Annotated in this window: 20 protein-coding genes; 10 read left to right on the top strand and 10 right to left on the bottom strand. The window is 57.8% G+C overall.

Going from position 1 to position 19834, the window contains the following annotated elements:
* Positions 1-275 precede the first annotated feature (275 nt).
* Complete coding sequence (locus FJ147_19245) at positions 276-2579, bottom strand: 2OG-Fe(II) oxygenase (protein ID MBM4258015.1); 2304 nt, start codon at positions 2577-2579, stop codon at positions 276-278.
* Between the two features lie 127 nt (positions 2580-2706).
* Between FJ147_19245 and FJ147_19240 the strand changes: the two genes are divergently transcribed.
* The 3 genes from FJ147_19240 (at position 2707) to FJ147_19230 (ending at position 3835) form a co-directional block, all read left to right on the top strand.
* Positions 2707-2946, top strand: a complete 240-nt coding sequence (locus FJ147_19240; GenBank protein MBM4258014.1) for a hypothetical protein — start codon at positions 2707-2709, stop codon at positions 2944-2946.
* Between the two features lie 140 nt (positions 2947-3086).
* The gene (locus FJ147_19235; GenBank protein MBM4258013.1) at positions 3087-3536 is read left to right on the top strand and encodes a hypothetical protein; all 450 of its coding nucleotides are present in this window, start codon (positions 3087-3089) and stop codon (positions 3534-3536) included.
* Complete coding sequence (locus FJ147_19230; protein ID MBM4258012.1) at positions 3533-3835, top strand: hypothetical protein; 303 nt, start codon at positions 3533-3535, stop codon at positions 3833-3835. The genes FJ147_19235 and FJ147_19230 overlap by 4 nt, the downstream gene beginning before the upstream one ends.
* Before the next feature lie 443 nt (positions 3836-4278).
* On the opposite strand, the gene FJ147_19225 is transcribed toward FJ147_19230, so the two are convergent.
* Positions 4279-4455, bottom strand: coding sequence for a hypothetical protein (locus FJ147_19225; GenBank protein MBM4258011.1), 177 nt, complete (start codon positions 4453-4455; stop codon positions 4279-4281).
* A gap of 165 nt (positions 4456-4620) precedes the next feature.
* On the opposite strand from FJ147_19225, the gene FJ147_19220 reads away from it, so the two are divergent.
* The 3 genes from FJ147_19220 (at position 4621) to FJ147_19210 (ending at position 5607) form a co-directional block, all read left to right on the top strand.
* Positions 4621-4998 (top strand): helix-turn-helix transcriptional regulator, encoded by a 378-nt coding sequence (locus FJ147_19220; GenBank protein MBM4258010.1) that lies wholly within the window; start codon positions 4621-4623, stop codon positions 4996-4998.
* Positions 4999-5012: 14 nt separating this feature from the next.
* A complete protein-coding gene (locus FJ147_19215; GenBank protein MBM4258009.1) occupies positions 5013-5228 on the top strand; it encodes a Killer protein in 216 nt (71 codons plus the stop codon).
* A gap of 76 nt (positions 5229-5304) precedes the next feature.
* Complete coding sequence (locus FJ147_19210; protein ID MBM4258008.1) at positions 5305-5607, top strand: HigA family addiction module antidote protein; 303 nt, start codon at positions 5305-5307, stop codon at positions 5605-5607.
* Between the two features lie 557 nt (positions 5608-6164).
* On the opposite strand, the gene FJ147_19205 is transcribed toward FJ147_19210, so the two are convergent.
* The 6 genes from FJ147_19205 to FJ147_19180 all read right to left on the bottom strand — a co-directional run bounded on the left by FJ147_19205 (position 6165) and on the right by FJ147_19180 (position 14373).
* Positions 6165-7349: a hypothetical protein gene (locus FJ147_19205; protein MBM4258007.1), complete on the bottom strand. Its 1185-nt coding sequence runs from the start codon at positions 7347-7349 to the stop codon at positions 6165-6167.
* Between the two features lie 257 nt (positions 7350-7606).
* Positions 7607-8650, bottom strand: coding sequence for a site-specific tyrosine recombinase XerC (gene xerC / locus FJ147_19200; protein MBM4258006.1), 1044 nt, complete (start codon positions 8648-8650; stop codon positions 7607-7609).
* Positions 8651-9582: 932 nt separating this feature from the next.
* Complete coding sequence (locus tag FJ147_19195) at positions 9583-10338, bottom strand: AAA family ATPase (GenBank protein ID MBM4258005.1); 756 nt, start codon at positions 10336-10338, stop codon at positions 9583-9585.
* 15 nt (positions 10339-10353) lie between these two features.
* Positions 10354-11874, bottom strand: coding sequence for an IS21 family transposase (locus FJ147_19190; GenBank protein ID MBM4258004.1), 1521 nt, complete (start codon positions 11872-11874; stop codon positions 10354-10356).
* 144 nt (positions 11875-12018) lie between these two features.
* Positions 12019-13626 (bottom strand): toprim domain-containing protein, encoded by a 1608-nt coding sequence (locus tag FJ147_19185; protein ID MBM4258003.1) that lies wholly within the window; start codon positions 13624-13626, stop codon positions 12019-12021.
* Positions 13627-13629: 3 nt separating this feature from the next.
* Positions 13630-14373, bottom strand: coding sequence for a hypothetical protein (locus tag FJ147_19180; GenBank protein MBM4258002.1), 744 nt, complete (start codon positions 14371-14373; stop codon positions 13630-13632).
* 68 nt (positions 14374-14441) lie between these two features.
* Here FJ147_19180 and FJ147_19175 point away from each other — a divergent pair, with 68 nt between their 5' ends.
* The 4 genes from FJ147_19175 (at position 14442) to FJ147_19160 (ending at position 15891) form a co-directional block, all read left to right on the top strand.
* Positions 14442-14855 carry a helix-turn-helix transcriptional regulator gene (locus FJ147_19175; GenBank protein MBM4258001.1) on the top strand — a complete coding sequence of 138 codons (414 nt, stop codon included), beginning with the start codon at positions 14442-14444 and terminating at the stop codon, positions 14853-14855.
* Between the two features lie 65 nt (positions 14856-14920).
* A complete protein-coding gene (locus tag FJ147_19170; protein ID MBM4258000.1) occupies positions 14921-15100 on the top strand; it encodes a type II toxin-antitoxin system HicB family antitoxin in 180 nt (59 codons plus the stop codon).
* 19 nt (positions 15101-15119) lie between these two features.
* Positions 15120-15449, top strand: coding sequence for a DUF2281 domain-containing protein (locus FJ147_19165; protein ID MBM4257999.1), 330 nt, complete (start codon positions 15120-15122; stop codon positions 15447-15449).
* Positions 15295-15891 carry a putative toxin-antitoxin system toxin component, PIN family gene (locus FJ147_19160; protein ID MBM4257998.1) on the top strand — a complete coding sequence of 199 codons (597 nt, stop codon included), beginning with the start codon at positions 15295-15297 and terminating at the stop codon, positions 15889-15891. Before FJ147_19165 ends, FJ147_19160 begins: the two co-directional genes overlap by 155 nt.
* Positions 15892-16031: 140 nt before the next feature.
* Here FJ147_19160 and FJ147_19155 read toward each other — a convergent pair whose 3' ends face one another.
* A complete protein-coding gene (locus FJ147_19155) occupies positions 16032-16574 on the bottom strand; it encodes a hypothetical protein (GenBank protein MBM4257997.1) in 543 nt (180 codons plus the stop codon).
* 12 nt (positions 16575-16586) lie between these two features.
* On the bottom strand, positions 16587-19601 hold the full coding sequence (locus tag FJ147_19150) for an RHS repeat-associated core domain-containing protein (protein ID MBM4257996.1): 3015 nt from the start codon (positions 19599-19601) through the stop codon (positions 16587-16589).
* Positions 19602-19834 lie beyond the last annotated feature (233 nt).

The raw sequence follows: 19834 nt of genomic DNA, 5'->3' as shown, positions 1-19834 counted from the left end.
ATTACTACTCAGCTGCATATGTTCCTCCTCTAGAGAGATCCTAATTCCCGTCCCTGGTCTGGCACGGGTGCGCCTATCTTGCACCTCTCTTCGTGTGAGGAAAGAACGCCGTTCAATCACCGCTTACGCCACGGAGTATCGATCGGCAAGCCTGGGACGCGTGACTGAGGTCGCTCGCGTTTTAGGCATCAAGCTCCGGCGCCGCGTAGAGCTTCGTCTAGCATCCTAGAACGTTAATGAGTGAAGGACCCAGGCGATCCAAAAGCCGTGTTCGGCTAGACCTGAAGCCGCGCTTGATGGGCGAGGTCCTCTTGTCGCTGGCGGGCCCGCCGTTCGTAACTCGCCTGATTCTTCGTACACACCAGGCTGTACGGACGGCCCTGGCGGTTGGTCATCACGTCCAGATCACACCCGTGGCGCCGGATCGAGTCCTCGACGTGACGGCGCCCAGTTTCTGGGGCTTTCAGCGTCCACTGCTTCTGCTTGGGATCTTTCAAGAAGGTGCTGAGTTCGCGACAATGCGCACATGTACACGCGATCTTGCTCGCTCGCGCCCAATCGCGCGGCGGCTCCAATGGTGTGGCGATCCGGGCACGCAAATGTTCCAGAGCAGCGCTGCGCAGGCGTTGTATCGCCGCCTGGGCCTTGGGGGCTGTCGTGCCGATCAGACCCAGAACGGTTGGGATGAGTACCGCATCGGGATCATAGGTCTTGGGCCAAGCCAGGATATGGTCCGCCACCTGATTCGCCAGAGCTGCGTCGATCTGGCCTAGCGCGGTCACAAGGTCAATCAGGCTGCCGGGTTCTACAGGGAGTGCGCGGATCCAGGGGTCGCGCTGCGGTGCACGAGCCGGGTCGCCCGGCAACGCCTCTACCAACGCGGTGGCAGCGCCGCGGAGGTTCACCGCGCCCCTGGGAACTGATGCAGCAACGCTCCGGGCGAGCAGGTCAGCGCAGGCGCTGAGGTTCGTTGCGGCATGGCTACTAATGATGTGTTTGATCAACACCGCAGCACGCTTTGGCGATAAGAGACTGGCAGCTTGGACAATCGCAGCGTTGTCGCCCTTACTGAGGGCTGCAGTGGCAAGGATATCCAGAAAGGTGTCGATCCGTGCGGTATCCTGCAACTGGCTCAGCAGATTCAGTAGTGTGGTGGTATTCCCGGGCGTATCGTTCTTCCCATACGACCAGCCGACCTGCCGTGGCCACGTCTCCAGCATGTGACCAGCGAGTTCGTGGGCCTCACGCCACAAGGCGGAAGAAAGACCTTCGCCACTCGCGGCCCAGCGTTCGGTCAGCCCAGTCAGATAAGGCAGTGTCGCCGTCAGCCCCGCCTGGTTGAGAACGGCAAGCCGCCGTGCCCGCGGCCACACCACCAGGGCCGCGCGCCGATAGGTGCGCACAAAGGAAGCGCCTTCGTTCCCGGTAGCCTCGTGGAAATGTTGTTCGTCGGGCTCCAGCTCTTCGAATGCCTCGGGCGGACAGAGCTCGTCCTCCGTAAAGGGCAAGGGCCCTAGCGTCGGCTGACTGCCGTCAGGATGGCGCCAATCGGACAGGGTCTCGGTCCGATCATGGACCTCACCGATCTCGAAGTCCTCATCATCCTCTTCGTCTTCATCATCCGCTGCCCACCGGCGACGACGCGACCCGGAGTACCCTGTGTATTCGGCGCTTCCGCTTTCACCGATAGTGACCAGCGCCAGGTGTAGGTCGCAATCAGCGGCAGATGCAGCGGCCACGAGCACTGCCGCCGCCGCTGCATCCGCCCCTTTCAGCGCGGCAAACGCCAGTTCTGCGGGCGTGTAGGCATGTTCCAGCGGGTAGAGCACCTTTGCAGGAGCGTCGTCATCCGCCGCTTCTTTCCCGGCGCTCCACTGCCGTAACAGCGCCGTCACCTCGGCCTGCTCGGTGTCATAATCTGGTGCGTGCGGTAGTTGGCCACGGCCCTGACGTCGCAGGTTGTAGACAAGCACCAGTCGGTATCCTGAAGTGAGGGGGAGGACCTCATGCACGCAGTCCGCATAGAACGCGGCAAAGGCCACTTGCGAGACCTCCGTGCAGTTCAGCTCCAGCCGCACTTCCCGGTCGCGGTGACGCACCAGCAGGGCCCCGCCGGTATAGATCGACGGGAGGACAATGAGCAGGGTCGCGAACATCCCGGCGGCCTTCTCGGTATCGCGATGATTCACGAAGAAACTGTCGGTGTCGTACACCAGGAGTTTATAGAAATCGGCAACGACTGGTTCAGTCACCCCGAGACCGCTCGTCGCCCGCGCCACGATGTCGGCCAGGGTCTGCTTCCAGTGCCGCCCGCTGATCTGTACCCGCTCGGGAGCGATCTGCCAGGTCCGCCGCACAGCCGGGTCGACCACGGTCGCTTCACCTCGGCCGTACGGAGCTGGCTCGGCGACGGCGATCAGTTGCTGCGCCTGGGCCGGAAGCAGTGGCAGGGCAATCGGGCCTACGCCTGCGACCTCCAGGCGGGGTGCAAACAGGTCAAGCGTGTCGGTAGTATAAAAATCACCAGGCCGCTGCACCCTCTGCAGTATCTGGGCTAGTTCGCTCGTGAGATTTGCCATACTTTTCTGCCACTCCTTCGGCTGTCATGACGCCGTTTCACTTTTCTCACACGACACTTGCTTTTTCAATGCATTCCGAGGGCGTTGTTGGCGGGGAGCAGACAACAGCCCGCGCAAACAATATGTCGTGGCAGGTTTTGCTTCTCTCGTTGCGGTCGTTTCTCCAGAGTCCTCAACAGCAACAGCTCTGCCGCTGTTGCGACGAGAGAGAACGTCTTCTTTCCAAGGGTATGCGTGCAGATATGGCCAAAGTGACACCGGCCAGCGGTGTGGGGTGTATGACGTGCGACGCTGTGAGATTGTCACGAGTGGTGAGCGCTATGCCGTCGCCAAACGACAATTAACCACCAAGGAACTACGTCAGTAAGCCATTCAGCATCATCTGAACTAAGCACACGGATTTTCGGGTCGCGCTGCGTAAATTTTTCTACAGTGAAAGGCGGACCGCCGAATTAGGTGTTGTCTATTCTTTTCACTGCGTAGAGTGAAATGCCGTAGAGGTGAGACATGTCAACCAAAGCCACTATTGTTTATGGCCCCACCTTCCACTTCTATCATGAGGTCTTCGGCGATGATGCGGTCTATCTGGAACTGGAAGGCGTGCAGTTTGAAGCTGGATACAACCGCGTGATGGTGCCGATTCCCGTGCACATCTGGGAAGTCATTCGCCAGTACCCTGGTGTCGATCTCTCGTTCGCGGAGAGAACGGACGCAGAGCTTGCGCAGTTTGTGGAGCAGGAAGTTGAGGAACGCATGCGGCTGTATCAGCAAGCGAGCGAGAACGCCAAAGGACTAGTGAGCCTGTGTGGAGCGTTGGTGTATGGTTCGGCGGATGAGCCACGCGAACAGCAAATCGCACGAGGACTAGAGCATTTTGCGACCATGCGGGCGCATCAACGACCAATTCAAGCAGCGATTGCCGAACTAGAGCAGCAGAACAAAAGAAAATGCGGATGAACGAACAAACTGTTATGGTGAAGAGTACGCACAGAGTCGAAGTCGTCCCGGTGCAGTTAGAAGCGCACCCCAATGCCGACAGTTTATCGATTGTCCGCATCTTCGATGGTTACACCTGCTGTGTGCGGACTGCCGATTGGCAAGATGGGCAACTGGCTGCGTATATTCCGCCCGATAGTGTGGTGGACTCAACGCGTCCCGAATGTGCCTTTCTGGCCGGGCATGAGCGCATTAAGGTGAGGAAGTGCGAGGCATCGTGTCCATGGGATTACTCACCCCTGCGCCAGCAGGCGCGCTGATTGGCGATGATGTTGCGGACTATTTTGGAGTTACCCACTATAAACCACCGTTGCCCCTATCCACTGGAGGAGAAACCGAAGCTCCACCCGGCGGGACGGGAAGTGAAACTACGGAACGCTGGAAAGGGCTTCCAACCAACGTGAGGCACAAAAGGACCAAAGGCAAGCCGGTTACGGCACCGATCAGCAGCCCCATAACAAAGAGTAAACGTTGGCGATCCTGAGTCATACGAAACAACTATACGTAATCAAGAACCAAATTTGTCGGGCGGCTCTGGAGTTCGAGGAACTGTCGATCTTCACGGAACTTGATGGGGTCTTTGGCGGCCCATCGACCGGTCTCCGCATCGTAATCACGACGAGGATTGGGGGAAGGTCTTGCATTCCAACATTTGGACTCTATCACTCTTTGTCAGATGTACGATTGCAAGACCTTCCCCCTTTTACTTCCCCTGTCCCGGGTCGATACTGAGACTCGGCTCATGATCATCATGAAACGGACACAGCCCCAGCAGATTCGTGCCGGAGGGTTTGAGCACGATGCCACGGGCGCTCGCGAGCTGTTCAAGACTGACGTCACGTTTGAGTCGCTCTAGCTCTGCGTCGGGAATGCGGGCCATTGAACTCCCTCCTGCTGTAAAACCTGTCAAGGTGGGACGATGGGTCTTCGGGTAGTTGTTTTCTGGTACAGGGTCTTATACAGTTAGGTGTATAATCATGCAAGCCCAAACGCTTCCCCCGCACAACCCTACGCTATACTGCTCCCGGTGAGAGAGGAGCAGGCTATGGCGCAGGAGAAGAAACCTATGCAGCAGAGCTTTGGGACACGCTTAGCAGCCTCGCGCAAAGCGGCGGGCTATACGCAAGCGGCCTTAGGCGCAGAACTCGGAGTCTCGCAACGGATGATTGCCTACTATGAGAGTCCGGAGGCGAATCCACCCGCGACGATGTTGGCCGCGATGGCCACGGTGTTAGGGGTCAGTGTCGATGTCTTGGTCGGTGTGGTACCGCTACCGAAGCGGACCGGGAAGCCGAGCAACAGTCGCGTGCAGCGGCGGTTACAGCAATTGGAGAAGCTCGGCCCGCAGGAACAGCGGCAAGTATGGCAGCTCGTAGATGTGTTAGTCGAACGGGAACGGCTCAAACGGCACGCACGGGCATGAGAGGACGATGAGGGATGATTGTCAGTTTCCGGCACAAGGGGTTACAGCGGTTGTTTGAGCGCGGCGATTTGCGCGGTGTCCCAGCCGCCTCTGCGCCGCGCTTGCGGCGGCAACTCGACGCGCTTGATGCGGCCAAAGAGATCAACGATATGGACTTGCCGGGCTTTCGGCTGCATCCATTGAAGGGGGATCGCAAAGGGACCTGGGCAGTGACGGTGACGGGCAACTGACGACTCACCTTTACGTTCGCCACTGGTAAAGCCGCCGATGTCGATTTAGAAGATAATCATTAAGAGGACACAGCCGATGCACACGATACGCAAACGCCGCCCGACCCATCCGGGTGAGCTCTTACGCGAGGAAGTCTTACCGGCAGCGGGGATTACGGCCACGCAGCTCGCCCAGCGCATGGGTGTCACACCACACACGGTGACCGCCTTGTTACAGGAGAAGCGCGGGGTGACACCGGACGTCGCCCATCGCTTGGCGCGCGTGTTTCACACCACGCCCGATCTCTGGCTCACCATGCAACAAGCTGTCGATGTCTGGGATACCTTCGCCGCCCACAAGGCCGAGTACGCCCGCATTACGCCCCTCAAGGTCGCCTGAGTCAGCACCACACTGACTGTGAACAAGGGACGCCAGGCCACTAATGCCGCAACGTCCCCTATTCCCACTCCCAAGCTGCGAGTAATGGTCTTCCGCGGCTATAACCCTAACTTCCCTGCAACGTCCCCTATTGTCCCGGTAGACGCTTTACCTGTGGCTTCTGGTAGTCAGCCCTGTTGACGACGAGAATAGATAAGGAGGAGACCGCAGCAAATAGCTGCTACGATCGTCCAAAATTGAAACCAACGTAAAAGTGCAAGATTAAACCCATAAAGGGCAATGAAACCAAGATAGCTTACGAAGAGCAAAACGCCTGCACTCTTCGACAGCCACCGCTCCAGAATAGGAGACACGAAGCCACGTGCTATAACCACCGAACTACCGATCCCCAGTACACATGCGAGTATAATGGAACCCCAGTCTGGGGCTCCACCAAACCATAATACAATGGCAAGGCTCACTACACTCACACCCAGTGTCCACTGTATAGACTGTTTGATTTTAAAAAGAGCGCTCAAAGAATGCTCCTTGTTCGAGGTGAGCACATGCTCTCCGTTTTAAGGACACTCGCCGGCTCCAGCAGAGAGCGCAAAAACTACAACCGCGATTCCACCCACTGCCGCCACTGCCCCGAGAACAGCGCCTACGCCAAAAATCCCACCAAGGCCAAGGGCTGGAAGCGCTCCGACAACTCCCGAAGCGAATGTGTTGCCTGCAGCGAGCACTGGAAGTTCTAAGATCCCTAAACCAAGAACTTGGTTCGTACTCAGGTTACATTGACGTACGAGTGGACGAAGGAGCAAATCATTGGCGATCAAAGCCCCAAGAGCAAACCCTGCATTGAGAGCAAATCCAACAAGGAAACTACGCCCATCCAGATCGAGGCCATTGACCGGATCAGTAAACACATTGCCATACAAGTTCAGATCCTTGCCTCGGAACTTAATCGGATCCGTACTGGTCCATCTGCCGGTTTCGGGATCGTAATCTCTGGCCCCATGTCTCACCAAGCCGTTGTCCCGATCGTAAATCCCCCCGGCGAAGCCAAAGGGCTGGAAACCCGGGTTGGTATCGAGTATGACATTGCCAAACTCATCGTAGTCCATGCGCTGCACGATGGCACCGCTGGTGATATTGATGACGAGCCGTGGGCTGCCGAGATGATCGGAGATGATGCGGTAGGTCACCCCGCCTTTGAGCATGTACTGCGGGATGTTCCCCGCGCCACAGCCACAATAGACAAAGCGGCTCACCAGAGTCCCGCTGCCATCGAGTTCGGCCACGGGCTCGAGCTGATTCTCATACAAAAAGCCTTGCACGAGACTGCCATTCACGGTCTTCCCCACTCGCCGGTTCTCGCCGTCGATGACATAGCCGAGTTGCGCACCACTTGGTAACGTCACATTCCGCAGATTGCCCAGCGCATCGTAACTGTAGCTCGTGACCGCACTACCGACGGTCTTACTACTCAACTCGCCATTGGCGGTATAGGCGTAGGTCGCGCCATTGTATGACAACAAACGGCCTTGCTCGTCGTACGTGCCGGACTGCGTGCCCGTGGTCCCGGTCCGACTCAGGCGGTTGGAATTCGGATCGTAGCCAAACGCCGCCACGAGTTTCGCCGTAAAAACGCTCTCGCTCCCGATGCGGTTTTCGCCAACGAAAGCGTTTTCGCCAGATGTATGGTCAGGCAAGAATCCCCACGCCGTGAAGCAATGCTCTTGTCTCGTCGTCACCAGCATCAGGTCAGTATAGCGAAGCCGTGTGCTCGAACGCTAACCCGTGGCCCGGCCAGCCAGCGGGCCGACGCGGCACGCGGCATGATCTGATAACACGGGTTGTTATCAGACATGGCCTCACGGCTCCCCGCGTGCCACTTGACAGAAGGACTTCTGTCACCGCCCGCTGGCAGGCGGGGCCAAGGGGAAGCGGATCAGCACGGCGAGGCTGGAGACGTGCGGAGGGAAAGGAGGGCGTGACGAAAAGGAGTGGTGAGCGATTAGGAATCCGCCTCATCGAGCGAGACAAGATCGTCCTCACTCTCAGTGTCTTTGGTAGTGGACGAGCGGCGTAAGCGGGCAGCGGGATGGGTGGCGGTGTGGACGGCTTTGAGATGGTCAATGGCCACGTGGGTGTAGATCTGTGTGGAGGTCAAGCGCTCATGGCCCAGGATGGCTTGGATGATGCGGGTATCGGCGCCGTGCTCTAACATCAGTGTCGCCATCGCGTGACGAAAGAGGTGACAGGCGCCATGTTTGCCGATCTTGGCCCGGCGCAGATAGAAGCGCGTGCGTTGGCTGGCGGCATCGGGCGTGAGCGGACGACCATCGTGCATGAGAAAGAGCGTGCCGTCATCGGTGTCGCCGACGAGTTCTGGACGACCATCATCGACATACTTGCTAATCCACGCTAACGCCCGTTCGCCAATCGGCACCATGCGCGCTTTGTTGCCTTTGCCGTGGCGGATGAACAGCGTGCCCCGGCTGGCATCGACATCCTGCACCAAGAGTCCACAGAGCTCCGCGCGACGAATGCCAGAGGAGTAGAAGGTTTCCAACATGGCACGATCTCTCAGGCCGAGTGGTGTGGAGAGATCCATCTGACTGAGAATCTGCTCGGCTTCACTGGAGGTGATGACGACGGGCAAGGTACTGCCCAGCTTTGGTAAGGTAAGTTCCGAGGCGGGATTGCTGGGGAGATAGTGCTGTTTGGTGAGCCAGTGAAAGAAGCTGCGCAACGTGACGAGATAGGTATGCTGGGTGTAGACACTGCGCGGATGGCCATCGACGGTGAGCGTGTGATGGAGATGACGTTGATAGGCTTCGAGATGCTGTCGTGTGATCTCAATGCCTCGTGCAAGATCTCGTGTCGCCGCCCAGGCGATGAAGACGCGCAGTTGGAGACGGCGACTGGCCAAGGTCCGCGGCGAGGCATTGGCGACGGTGTGCGCAGCGAGAAAGCGATGGAGCAAGACCGCCAAACTCTGTGGGTCACGCAGATCGTCGGCAGGATGGGGCACGGGACCCGTGGGCTTTCTGGGCATTGGCCCGCCCTCCGCGTCGCTGGTGTATCTACGACGGCATCTACGTACGATGCAGCCGCTGTTGAATCCTCTAGATATGCGTTTGTAGCAGTTTCTGGCGTGATTGGGCTGGAGCCCGCGCCAGATGTGGGTGAAAGTGGTGGTTTCTCCTCTCCCAATGGGGACCAAGTGGGGGCCAATTGACGCCCCAATGACTCCCCAAACTCATGGTTATCACCCCCCAAACTTTCTGGTTCTTTCCCCAATCCTTGGATCGTAGGTCTGACCTGCAGCCGTGTGCTATCCACTAAGCTCAGCACAAAGGGCGCGCCGTCCTGGCCTTCGCCACGATAGAGGAGCTCATAGACGAAGCTCTGGCCACGTTGGCCGCGATGCACGAGGAGATATTCCAATTCCACCAGCCGATCGAGATGCACGCGCACTTGATCATAACTCCACCCGAGGAAGTCGCGCACCTGTTTGCGGCTGAAGCGATAGTCTGGGCGCTGGATGGCGAGCCGCTCACATTCTGTGTGCACCACCTGATCGAGCAGTCCCAGTAACCGCCGCGTTTGCGGAGCCAATTCATCGAGCGTGCGGCCAAAGACCTCGTTGGCCAGCCGATTCGCGATAGCGATATCTTCCCGCGTCACTTCCACATACTGCACGGTGGTGCCCTGCCGGGTGATGGTTTGCAGGGGGCGTTGATGCTGATGCAGTAACGCGAGACTGGCAATGAGGGTTTGATACTTCTCGTGATCTCTGCGGGTCCGGGTCTGGGCATCGAGGAAGGTGAGCTGACGCGCGTAGGGATTGACTGCGTATTTCACTGAATTCTGCCAGGTGTTTCACACGAAGGCTGCCACCTGGTTCACACGAAGGCTGCCACCCTGGGAGCGAGTCCGCAGGAGTCGGAGCGTAGCGACGCAGGTCCGAAGTTGTGTCTACTAGTGTTACTCGGTTTGGGGAGTGGTTGTCAATTTGTTCGCGCGTTTACGCATGGACTCTCCTTTCAGGGGAATTTTGTACGCGTTGTGGACCAGGCGATCTAAGATGGCATCGGCCAGCGTGGGTTCGCCAATCACTTCATGCCAGTGGTCGACGGGCAGTTGGCTGGTAATAATGGAGGCCCGTGCGCCATGCCGATCTTCGAGGAGTTCGAGGAAATCGCGGCGATGATCATCGGTCAGTGGCGCTAAGCCAAAGTCATCAAGCACGAGTAAATCCAGCTTGGCTAAGGAGGCCAAGAATTTGGGATAGCGGCCATCGCCGCGGGCGATCGCGAGTTCGCGCCACAAGCGGGGCACGCGCAGATACAGCACGCGATACCCTTGCCGACAGGCCGTGTGCGCCAAGGCACACGCGACCCAGGTTTTGCCGACTCCGGTCGCGCCGGTGATTAAGACATTGTGATGGTCCTGTACCCAGTGGGTGGTGGCCAGCGTGGTGAGTAAGGTTTTGTCTAAGCCCCGTGGTGAGCGATAGTCGAGATCTTCTAATGTGGCCGATTGGCGAAGCTTAGCTTGGCGCAGCCGACTTTGCAAGCGACGGTTTTCGCGATCGAGCAGTTCCCGATCGACGAGTAAGCCGAGGCGCTCCTCAAAGCTCAGCGTATTCACCTCGGGCAGGTGTAAATGTTCCTGAAAGGCCGCAACCATGCCGGTCAGGCGTAAGGTGTGAAGTTTCTCCAGGGTCGGATGGCGTAACATGTAGAGTTCCTTTCTTTAGTGATAGTAGTGGGGCCCGCGAATGTTGGGATGGCGAATGGAGGGGGGACTGACGCGATCGGGCGAGAGCGGTTGCTGATCGAGGCCATGGCGCAGAATCGACGCCACACTCTTATAGCTGTGCGCTTGCAACGCCAGTGCCCGCGCACAGGCCGCTTCCAGCCGCTCATCGCCATGGCTTTTGCCTAACCGCATAATCCCTAAGCACGAGCGAAAGCCTTGCAGCGGATGGGCGCGGGAGATCAGAATCGCCGTCACCAGTTGTGCCGTGGCTGGCCTACTTTGTTGCGCCCAGCGCACGAGCCGCTCAGGCGTCCACTCCGCATACGCTTGATGGGCCTGCGGCATATGCTCCGTGACGGTTGTATGCTGGCCCGGCAGGGAGGAGCGGCGATGACTACTGACCCGCTGGCTCTTATGGAAGCACTCCACACAATTGGTGGTGAGCCGCACGTCGACCCGTTGGCCCACCAAGGTATAGGGCACGGAGTAATAGTGGTGATCGACTTCGACATGGTAATCGATGTGGACGGTGGCTTTCTTCCATTCCGCATATTCATAGGGCAACAGCGGTAAGGGCCGTAACGCCGGGTGGTCCACCGTCAGAAACCGACTGTGCCGCGAGCCAGGAAGCTTTTGGAACTCCCGGTGATTGAGCACCGTCAGGGCGTTATCAATGGCCGCATTGAGTTCCGCTAAACTCAAGAAGGTGCAATGTCGGAGTTGCGCCAGAATCCAGCGCTCGGCCAGTTGCACGGCACTTTCCACTTTGGCTTTATCGCGGGGTTTGCGACTGCGCGCAGGCATGACCGCTACCCCATAATGCGTGGCCAACTCGTGATAGGTGGGATTGAGATCGGGCTCATAGCGATGCGCGGCCGTGACACCGCTCCGAATATTATCGGGGACGAGAATTTCGGGACACCCACCAAAGTACGCGAACATGCGGACGTGCGAGCCAATCCAATCGGGCAAACTCTGTGTCCACGTCGCCTCAATATAAGTGTAGGAACTCGCCCCCAAGGCCGCCACAAAGATCTGCGCCTGCCGAATCTCCCCTGTGCGGGGATCTTGGACGGGCACGGTTTCCCCGGCATAATCGATAAACACTTTCTCACCCGCGCGATGCTCATGGCGCATCACCACATCAAGATGCTTGGCCCACGCGTGATAGCGGGTGCAAAACCAGGTGTAGCTATAGCCGGTGGGATGCTGGGTTTTATACTCTTGCCATAACAGCAAGAGGGTCACACTCTTGCGTTGCAACTCCCGGTGCACCGTGGCCCAGTCCGGCACGGCGCGCGGGGACGTGACGGGTTGAGCACGCGGGGGAAAGAGTACCCGTTCGAGGGCACTTTCATCCAACTCTGGCGGTAACGGCCACGATAAGCCTGCCGCGGTGGCCCGTTCCAGATATTCGGTCACGGTGGGCCGCGCCACCTGACAACTCTCGGCAATCTGACGGACACTGCAGTCGTGTTCCCATTTTAAGCGTAAAATCTCACGAATCTTGCGCATAGTGATCCTTGGTGCTGGCATCGGCGGTCTCCTTTGTGAGGAAGACATCTTCCGATCCGCCTAACGCTTTAAGGACCATGCGCCGCCTTTCTTCCACCTCTCCTTGCGGTCCCGTCCTACCAGGGTGGCAGGATTCGAGTGAAATCAGTGGCAGACTTGGAGTGAAATGGGTGGCAGGATTCGAGTGAAATCAGTGGCAGACCTGGAGTGAAATACGCAATTGACCACGCGCAAGGGTTGGAGCAAGCGCTGCGCATGCTGATGCAGTGCACGAATGGCCTGTCGCGTCTCACTGGCAAAGACGCCATCGAGCGTGTACTGCTCACGTTGTTGGCGATGAATGGCCCGGGTCTGTTCCCGGTCTTCATTGACCGTGAGCGTCAGACAGCGATTCTGCAACTCGTCATTGAGTTCCGCTGCCGTGGTGGTGAGAAACAGCATCACCGGCCCTTGGACCGTATAGGGCTTGGTCTTGAGATCGCCCGTTTGTGGGTCTTTGGTGGTCGACGCAATGGTGAGTTCGCCTTCACTCTGCAACAGCTTGAGCGCGTATGCTGCCCGCTGCGCGCCTTCTTCTTCGACCAGCGCCAGAATCTTGTGACGCAGATCGCCTTCGCCGAGATAGAAGAGCGCTTGGCCAGTCAGCGCGGAGTACTTTACCACCGCTTCGTCGGGCATGACCGTGAGAACGGCATCCATCAGCGCCGTCTTGCCTGCCGCGGACGAGCTTTGCACCAGCACGGCCAGTGGCTTATCGAGCAAGCGCGAGACGGCGGCGAGATAGCCCACCAGCTTATTGGTCTCTTCGCCGACTACGCCGCAGCGCTGGAAGTCCGTGAGAATGCGGTCGAGTAAGTGCGGATCAGTCAACAGTTCTAAGGCGGCTGTCTGTTCGGCATCACTGAGCGTCACTTCCTTGATCTTCGGCTCCAAGGTCTGGCGGATGTGCTGATCGTGGAGTGCTTCGAGCTGCAACAAGACCGGTCCCAGATCGTGCTTGAGGACATCGACGGACACACTCAGCTCGCTGGCGGCTTGCTTGAGATACCACGCCCGCGCTTTGGCAGCGTAGAGATCAAGCGTATCGACAAAGAAGGCGTCCCCTTTGGCCACCAACAGATTGACGTGCAACCGCTCATAGCTCGTGTTCTTCTGCAGGCCACGAATGCGGTACCGTCTGTCACCTATGGTGAGAACCACTTCCTCCGCCCGTACCTCCGCCACCACTGGGGCTAGGGACTGGGGGCTTGGGGCTTGCACAGATGAAGACAGAGCCGCTGCTTGTGCTGACCGTGCTTCTGGGGGTGAGACTGTCTCTGCTGGTTCTCTTATCTGCTGTTCGATACTGAGCACTGACAACTGAGGACTGACCACGCGCGAAGCGACTCCCATCGGCACCGCATTCGCCAAGAGCTTGCCCAGACTCTCTGCTGCAGGCGGCGTCTTCAGTGCGTATTCATTGGCGTCCATGCCCGTGGGAAACTGCACGCGCAAACACGCAATGCCCCGTAGCATCAGTTGGGCTGCAAGCTTCTCTGCCGCACGGTCACCGGCAGTATCCGCATCGTAGGCAATAAAGAGTGTCTGGATGTTGTGGTGCTGCAACGCCGTGAGATGATCAGGCGTAAAGCCCTCGACGCCGTAACTGAACGTGACATGGTGAAAGCCGTGCACCCAGAACGTCAGCGCATCGAACGCGGCTTCGCAGAGAATCAGTTCTGCGCTGTGAGTGAAGGCCGCCAGATTCCACACGCCCTAATGTGGGCCAGGGAGATAGAGATGCACGGGTTGGTCCGGTGTCCGCGTATGGGTGATGCGCCGGCCATACATCTCCGTGACATTGCCATTAGCATCGAGAATCGGCACGGTGAGACAGCCCCGCAAGTGTTCATGTCCACTGGGACGCAGATAACCCAGCTGTTGCAGCGTCCCACGAATCACCGCGCCTTCCGTGGTTTGCATCCGGGGCAACCGATAGCCCAGCGTGCGATTGGCAAAGCCCAGCTTAAACGTCATGATCAACTCGTCATGCAACAGACCGCGTCTGGCCAAGTACGCTTTCCCTTCCGGCGCACGGTCTTTCAACGTCGCGTGATAGTCCTCCATCACCACCTGCGCCCACTGCTGCGCATCGGCCTCGGCAGGGAGCGGGACGGCGAGCTTCGTCGTGCGCGAGTGCTTGACAATGCGAGCATTGGGAGTGACTGGAGAAGAAGCTGTGTCCTGGCTGCGCAGCAGTTCGACGGCATGCCGAAAGGAGATGCCTTCACTCTTCATCACCCAGTCAATCACGCCCCCGCCCTGCTGACAGCCAAAGCAGTGCCAGAGATTCTGGATGGGGTCGATACTCAAACTCGGCGCATGATCGTCATGAAACGGACACCGGCCCAGGAGATTCGTGCCCGAGGGTTTCAGAACAATGCCGCGCGCGGTGGCAAGTTGCTCGATGCTGTGCTCGCGTTTGAGTCGCTCCAATGCTGCGTCTGGAATCCGCGCCATGCTCTGCCCCTCGTGCGGTCAGCGAAAAAATTTGACGTGCGGGTGTTTTATACATATTATAGCTAATTATGCAACCCGTCCCGTATATTCCTCCGGCATGTGTGTATACTGCCTTCATGCCTGCAGGACGTCCCGCAAAACACACCCGCTCCGCCTTTGGCGATCGGCTCGCCCATGCCCGTCACGTGGCGGGGCTCACCCAAGAACAACTCGCGCGTACGCTCGGCATTACCCAACGCGTCTTAAGCCATTGGGAACGGGCACCCGTTGCACTGCGCGCCGATCAATTGATGGCGTTGGCCAATGCGTTGAATGTCTCAGCGGACTTTCTCTTAGGCCGGGAGCCCGCAACTCCTCGGACGTCTGGCCCAGCGGGGAAAGCACGACGGGCGTTTGAGCAAGTCTCGCAGCTCCCCCGCCATCAACAGCAGAAGATTATTGAAGTGGTCGAAGCACTCGTGGCGCAACAAACAGCGCGGTAATGGAGAGAGAAGGTATGCAACGCGACTACACTGTCGTGTATCAAGTGATTGAAGAGGGCTGGATCATGGCCACGGTGCCGGAGTTACCCGGCGCGGTGACCCAGGGCAAGACGATGCCCGAGGCACGAGCGATGGTCAAGGAGGCCGTGGAACTGCTGCTCGAAAGCTATCGCGAGCAGGCCGCGAAGGAAGCACCGATGACGACGGTGTGGGAAGCGTTGAGCATCGAGATTCCGTCGTCATGACACGGCGGGAGTTCATGACGTGACGCGGTGCTGGCCACCGCGAGCGAAAGGAGAAGACGTCCCGATGACCACCCTCGAACAGATTCAAGCACAGGTCCAAGCCTTGTCGGCCCCCTTACAACAAGAGGTACTCGACTTTGTCGAATATCTCCGGCTCAAACAAACGCTGTCCGAAGGCTCCCGCACGCAGCAGGATGCGGCCTGGACCACGGAGATGCGGGCGCTGGTGGAGGAGTTTCGCCAGAGTGCCGCAGAGTATTCGGCAGCAGAGATTGATCAGATTGTCGATGAGGCAGTGGAGGCGGTGCGGCGTGAGAGCACCCAACGGCAACCCAAAACGCGCCGCTAGGCGACTACGGGCCGTGCTTGATACCAATGTGGTGCTCAGCGGGCTGTTCAGCCGCGGGACGCTCACGGCCACACTGCAAGACTTGTGGTTTGCGCAAGCGTTTCTGTTGATCTCCTCGCCCGCTCTGCTGCGCGAACTCGCCCATGTCTTAACCTCGCCCCATCTCCAACGCCGCTTTCCCAATGCCCCGGACCGCTTACGTCGCTTCGTGCAGATGGCGTACCGTAAAGCGATTCTGACGCAAGACTTGTACGTCACCGATCGTCTCACCATGGATCCCACCGATAACAAGTTCTTGGCGGCGGCCTTGGAAGGTCAGGCCGACTACATCGTCTCCCGTGATCCCCATCTCCTCACCCTCAAACACTTCCACACCATCCAAATCGTCGAGCCTCCCGCCTTCGTCAGAGCTGTCCGCCAACAGCAACGGAACAGGGAGTGAAGACGAGAACACAAGCGAACACGTCGCCAGGGCTTTCAGCAGAAGTCAACAAATTCAACAACGTCCCCTATTTCCCATATTCATCGCATCTATCCCCGACCCGCGCGGGCAGCTCAACTGCCCGCGGCACCCGGCTACTTTTATTGTTTCCTCAGATGATTTGCGTATCCTAAAGCTTCATCGTAGGCATCAGCAAGGATAGTATCCTTCCTCCAATCTGCGAAGTATTTCGCAATTTTCCGATCCTGAAAGAGATGCTCAAGAGTCGCAGTGATTAGGCAAACCCGTAGTTTTTCATCTCCTTGCTTATACAGTTTCGCCAGCCATTCTTTTAACTCCAGCAATGCCGACCGAGGCACGGAAGAATCTCGCCAGAGCCCTATAAACCACCCGACTAAATCCCCTCCAGCGGAATATCGTGAATTGCTCCACTTTCCATCGGGATCCTCTCGTAAACAACGTTCATAATACTGCAAGATAAACGAATGGTAATCGTCAAATTGGAGAGGTGGTTGGATACGTGTATAGAATCGCTTCTCTGTGAGCAATTCATATAGGGCACCTAATGCTTCGATATCATCCGTCTTCATCCAGACTTTCACTTGGTCATGAAGAATAGGAGACACTTTATCAGAGGTTAGCATCAATTCGGCAACAATCTCATCAAGAGTTGAGTTACCCATCTCGACCTCATGTTAACGACGAGTCAAAGCCGCAACGCCAAACATTGTCCCCAGAGTAGCGAAGCCCAGAGCAACAAGAGGCAGTATCCGATTCATTACCTGAGAAGAGTTCGGTCCGGAATTGTTGTTACACTTCTTGAGGCAAAGCCATTCACAATTGGCGTACTGTTTCCATAGGGCAGGGATATCTTCATCCGCATGTCTGTTTCCTCCACGTGGTGAGGGCAGCGTCCAATCCCATCCCTGATGAGATCTAATCATCCGGTCAAGAATCCACATCTTTGCCTTTATGATAGGACACAAATCGCTCTCCTTGCAGCTCGTTTTCACGAAAGCTGGCGGGTGCCATGGGCCACCACCATGACCCATTCCATTCGTATCGATCAGATTGACCGGATCTTGGAGCACGTAGCCGTATAGATTGATGTCTTCAGCATCGAATCGTAGAGGGTCCTTCGCCGTCCACCTCCCGGTCTCAGGATCATAATCCCGCGCGCCATGTCGGACGAGGCCGGTATCGCGATCGTAAATCCCGCCCGCGAAGCCGAAGGGCTGAAAGCCGGGATTGGTATCCAGGATCACATTCCCGAACTCATCGTAATCCATCCGCTGCAGGATGGCGCCAGCTGTGCTGTCGATGACCAAGCGTGGGCTGCCGAGATGGTCACTGAGGATCCGATAGGTCACGCCGTTTTTCACCATGTACTGGGGAATGTTCCCGGCCCCACAGCCACAATACACAAACCGGCTGACGAGATTGCCACTGCCATCGAGCTCGGCGATGGGCTCCAACTGATTCTCGTACAAGAAGCCTTGGACAAGACTCCCATTCACCATCTTGCCGATGCGCCTGTTCTCACCGTCGATCACGTAGCCGAGTTGTGCACCAGTCGGTAAGGTCACATTGCGCAAGTTCCCGAGCGCATCGTAACTGTAGCTGGTGACCGCACTGCCCACCGTCTTACTACTCAACTCCCCGTTAGCGGTATAGCTGTAACTGGCGCCGTTGTATGACAGCAAGCGGTCTTGATCGTCATACGTGCCGGTCTGTGTCCCCGTGGTCCCGGTCTTACTCGTGCGGTTGGAATTCTGGTCATACGCGTATGTGGCCACGGTGAGTCCATTCTGTTTCACTTCGGTTAATCGGCCCGCCGTGTCGTAGGTATAGCCATAGGTCGTGGTCGTGCCCTGGATCGTTTCCGTTTTCGTACTGATCCGGCCCAGGCTGTCACGGGTGTAGGTCTGGCTGAGGATCGGACTGCCGCTGATACTACTCGTGGAGGTCGCCACTTCGCCCAGGCTGTTGTAGGTCATGGCATCCGTGGTCGTGCCGAGCGTGGTGCCACTGAGCAAGCCATTCTGCGCATCACGGGTCAGCGTCATCGCACCTGCGCCAGTGAGCAGATCATCGTTGTCATAGGTGAAGTTGATGGTATTGCCACCATTCACACTCTGACTGGTCTTGCGGTAGTTGTTGTCATACGTCCAGGTAACACTCCCAGCGACGGGTTCACTCCAGGTACTGCTCAATAAGAGACTGCCATCGTAGGTGTAGTTCACACTGCCGCCACCGGAGAAGCTCGCGGAACTCAGATTCCCTTGGGCATTGTAGCCGTAGGCAACAGCGCCGGTGGGGAACGTCTGATTAACCAGCTTGCCGCCTGCATAACTGAGCGTGATCTGTTGGCCATCAGGCCGCGTGATGCCCGTGACCTGTCTGTCAGCGTTATACGTGTACGTGGTTGTGTTAGTGCCACCACCGCTGATCGCTGGCGCCAGATAATCCTTCTCTAAGTCGACGAGCGTATAAGTAAAGCTATGCGCGGGTCGCCCAGGTGGCGTAATCGAGGTGACATTGCCATTGCCGTCATAGCTGTAGGTAATCACGCGGTTATCCGGCAAGGTCTGCTGGGTCACGCGGCCTGCCGCATCGTACTGGAACTGCACGGTGCGACTGGCACTATCGGTAATCGTCTGCGGACGACCCAGCGTGTCATAGGTCAGACTGGTACTGCGCCCGCCTTGACTGCGTGAGGCCAAGCGCCCCCGTGCATCATAGCTGAATGCCGTCGGCGCAAGGGTACCTTGTTGTTGTTGACTCACACGGCCTTGGCTGTCCACGGTCGTGGTCCGTATCCGCCCTGCCGGTGAGGTCTCGGTACTGGTCCGCGTCGTGGCATTATACGTCCGGGTCGCAGTGCGGCCATTGAAGCCAACGGTATCCGTTTGACTGGTGAGACTCAGTGGATTGTTGGGATCGCTGAGATTCACGGTGCGTGCATTGGTCAGGGTTCCGTTCTTCCCACCTGGCGTATTGACCGCCAAGGAGGTCGGCATTGGTGACTGCAAACCAAAGCGTGGATCACCAGTAATACCAACGTTCTGCGTGATACCATCCGACTGGGTCACCAATTGACTGCCATCGGTACGAATCTGTGTGGTCTCGATCGTCCCATCGGGCATGGTGTTGGTCCGCTTTTGTTGGCCATCGGACAAGAACTCGACTTTGTAGGTACTCGACTGGCCGCCTGTGGTTGTGCTGTTGACTTGATAGCCAGTAGCGAGGTTGGTCCGCGTCAGCGTCTCGCCACCGCCAGCCGGATCACTGGTCTGGGTGAGACGACCTTTGCTGTCATATTGGAAGTTCGAGGCGGGTTTCCCTGGTGGGGTCGCACTGGTCAGTAAGCCATCCGCCGTGTAGCTAAAGCTCGTCGTCTCGCCGTTGGGATTGGTGATACTGGCCAAATAGCCATTAGCATCCAGCGTGATGCTGTTGCTCTGGCCATACGGTCCCGTAATCCCCGTGACCGTGCCGTTCGCATCACGGGCGATGGTGGTGACGTTGGTATTGGCGTCGGTCACGGTAGTGAGTTTGCCGCTGCTGTCATAGCCAAAGCTATGCACCACACTGTTGGTGAGGGTGTTCACCGTGCGCAGATGGCGGCCTTGCGGACTGAAGATATACACCTCACTGCCGTCTGTGGAAGCGAGGACAAGGTCACCGACGGCACTGAACCCAGACAGCACCGTCCGGATGCGCCGGACGCGCGACGTAGTACCAGAACCTGTCTCCGAGAAATACAGATGCCCCTCCGCGCCCAGGACAACGTCTTGGGGACTTGTGAGGCCACCTTCTGTGGGTAGGGCACCGTCCTGGCCTGGTGCAAAGACGCCTCACGCTGCCTGTTGAAAGTGGACCTGCTTTTCTTCCGCTAGCGTGAGCTGGCGGAAGGCCTGTTGGCGTTGGGCCTGGAGCGACG

Source organism: Deltaproteobacteria bacterium (assembly GCA_016874775.1).
In the GTDB taxonomy this organism is placed as follows: Bacteria; Desulfobacterota; Binatia; order Bin18; family Bin18; genus VGTJ01.
This window is presented reverse-complemented; position numbering and strand designations above follow the sequence as displayed.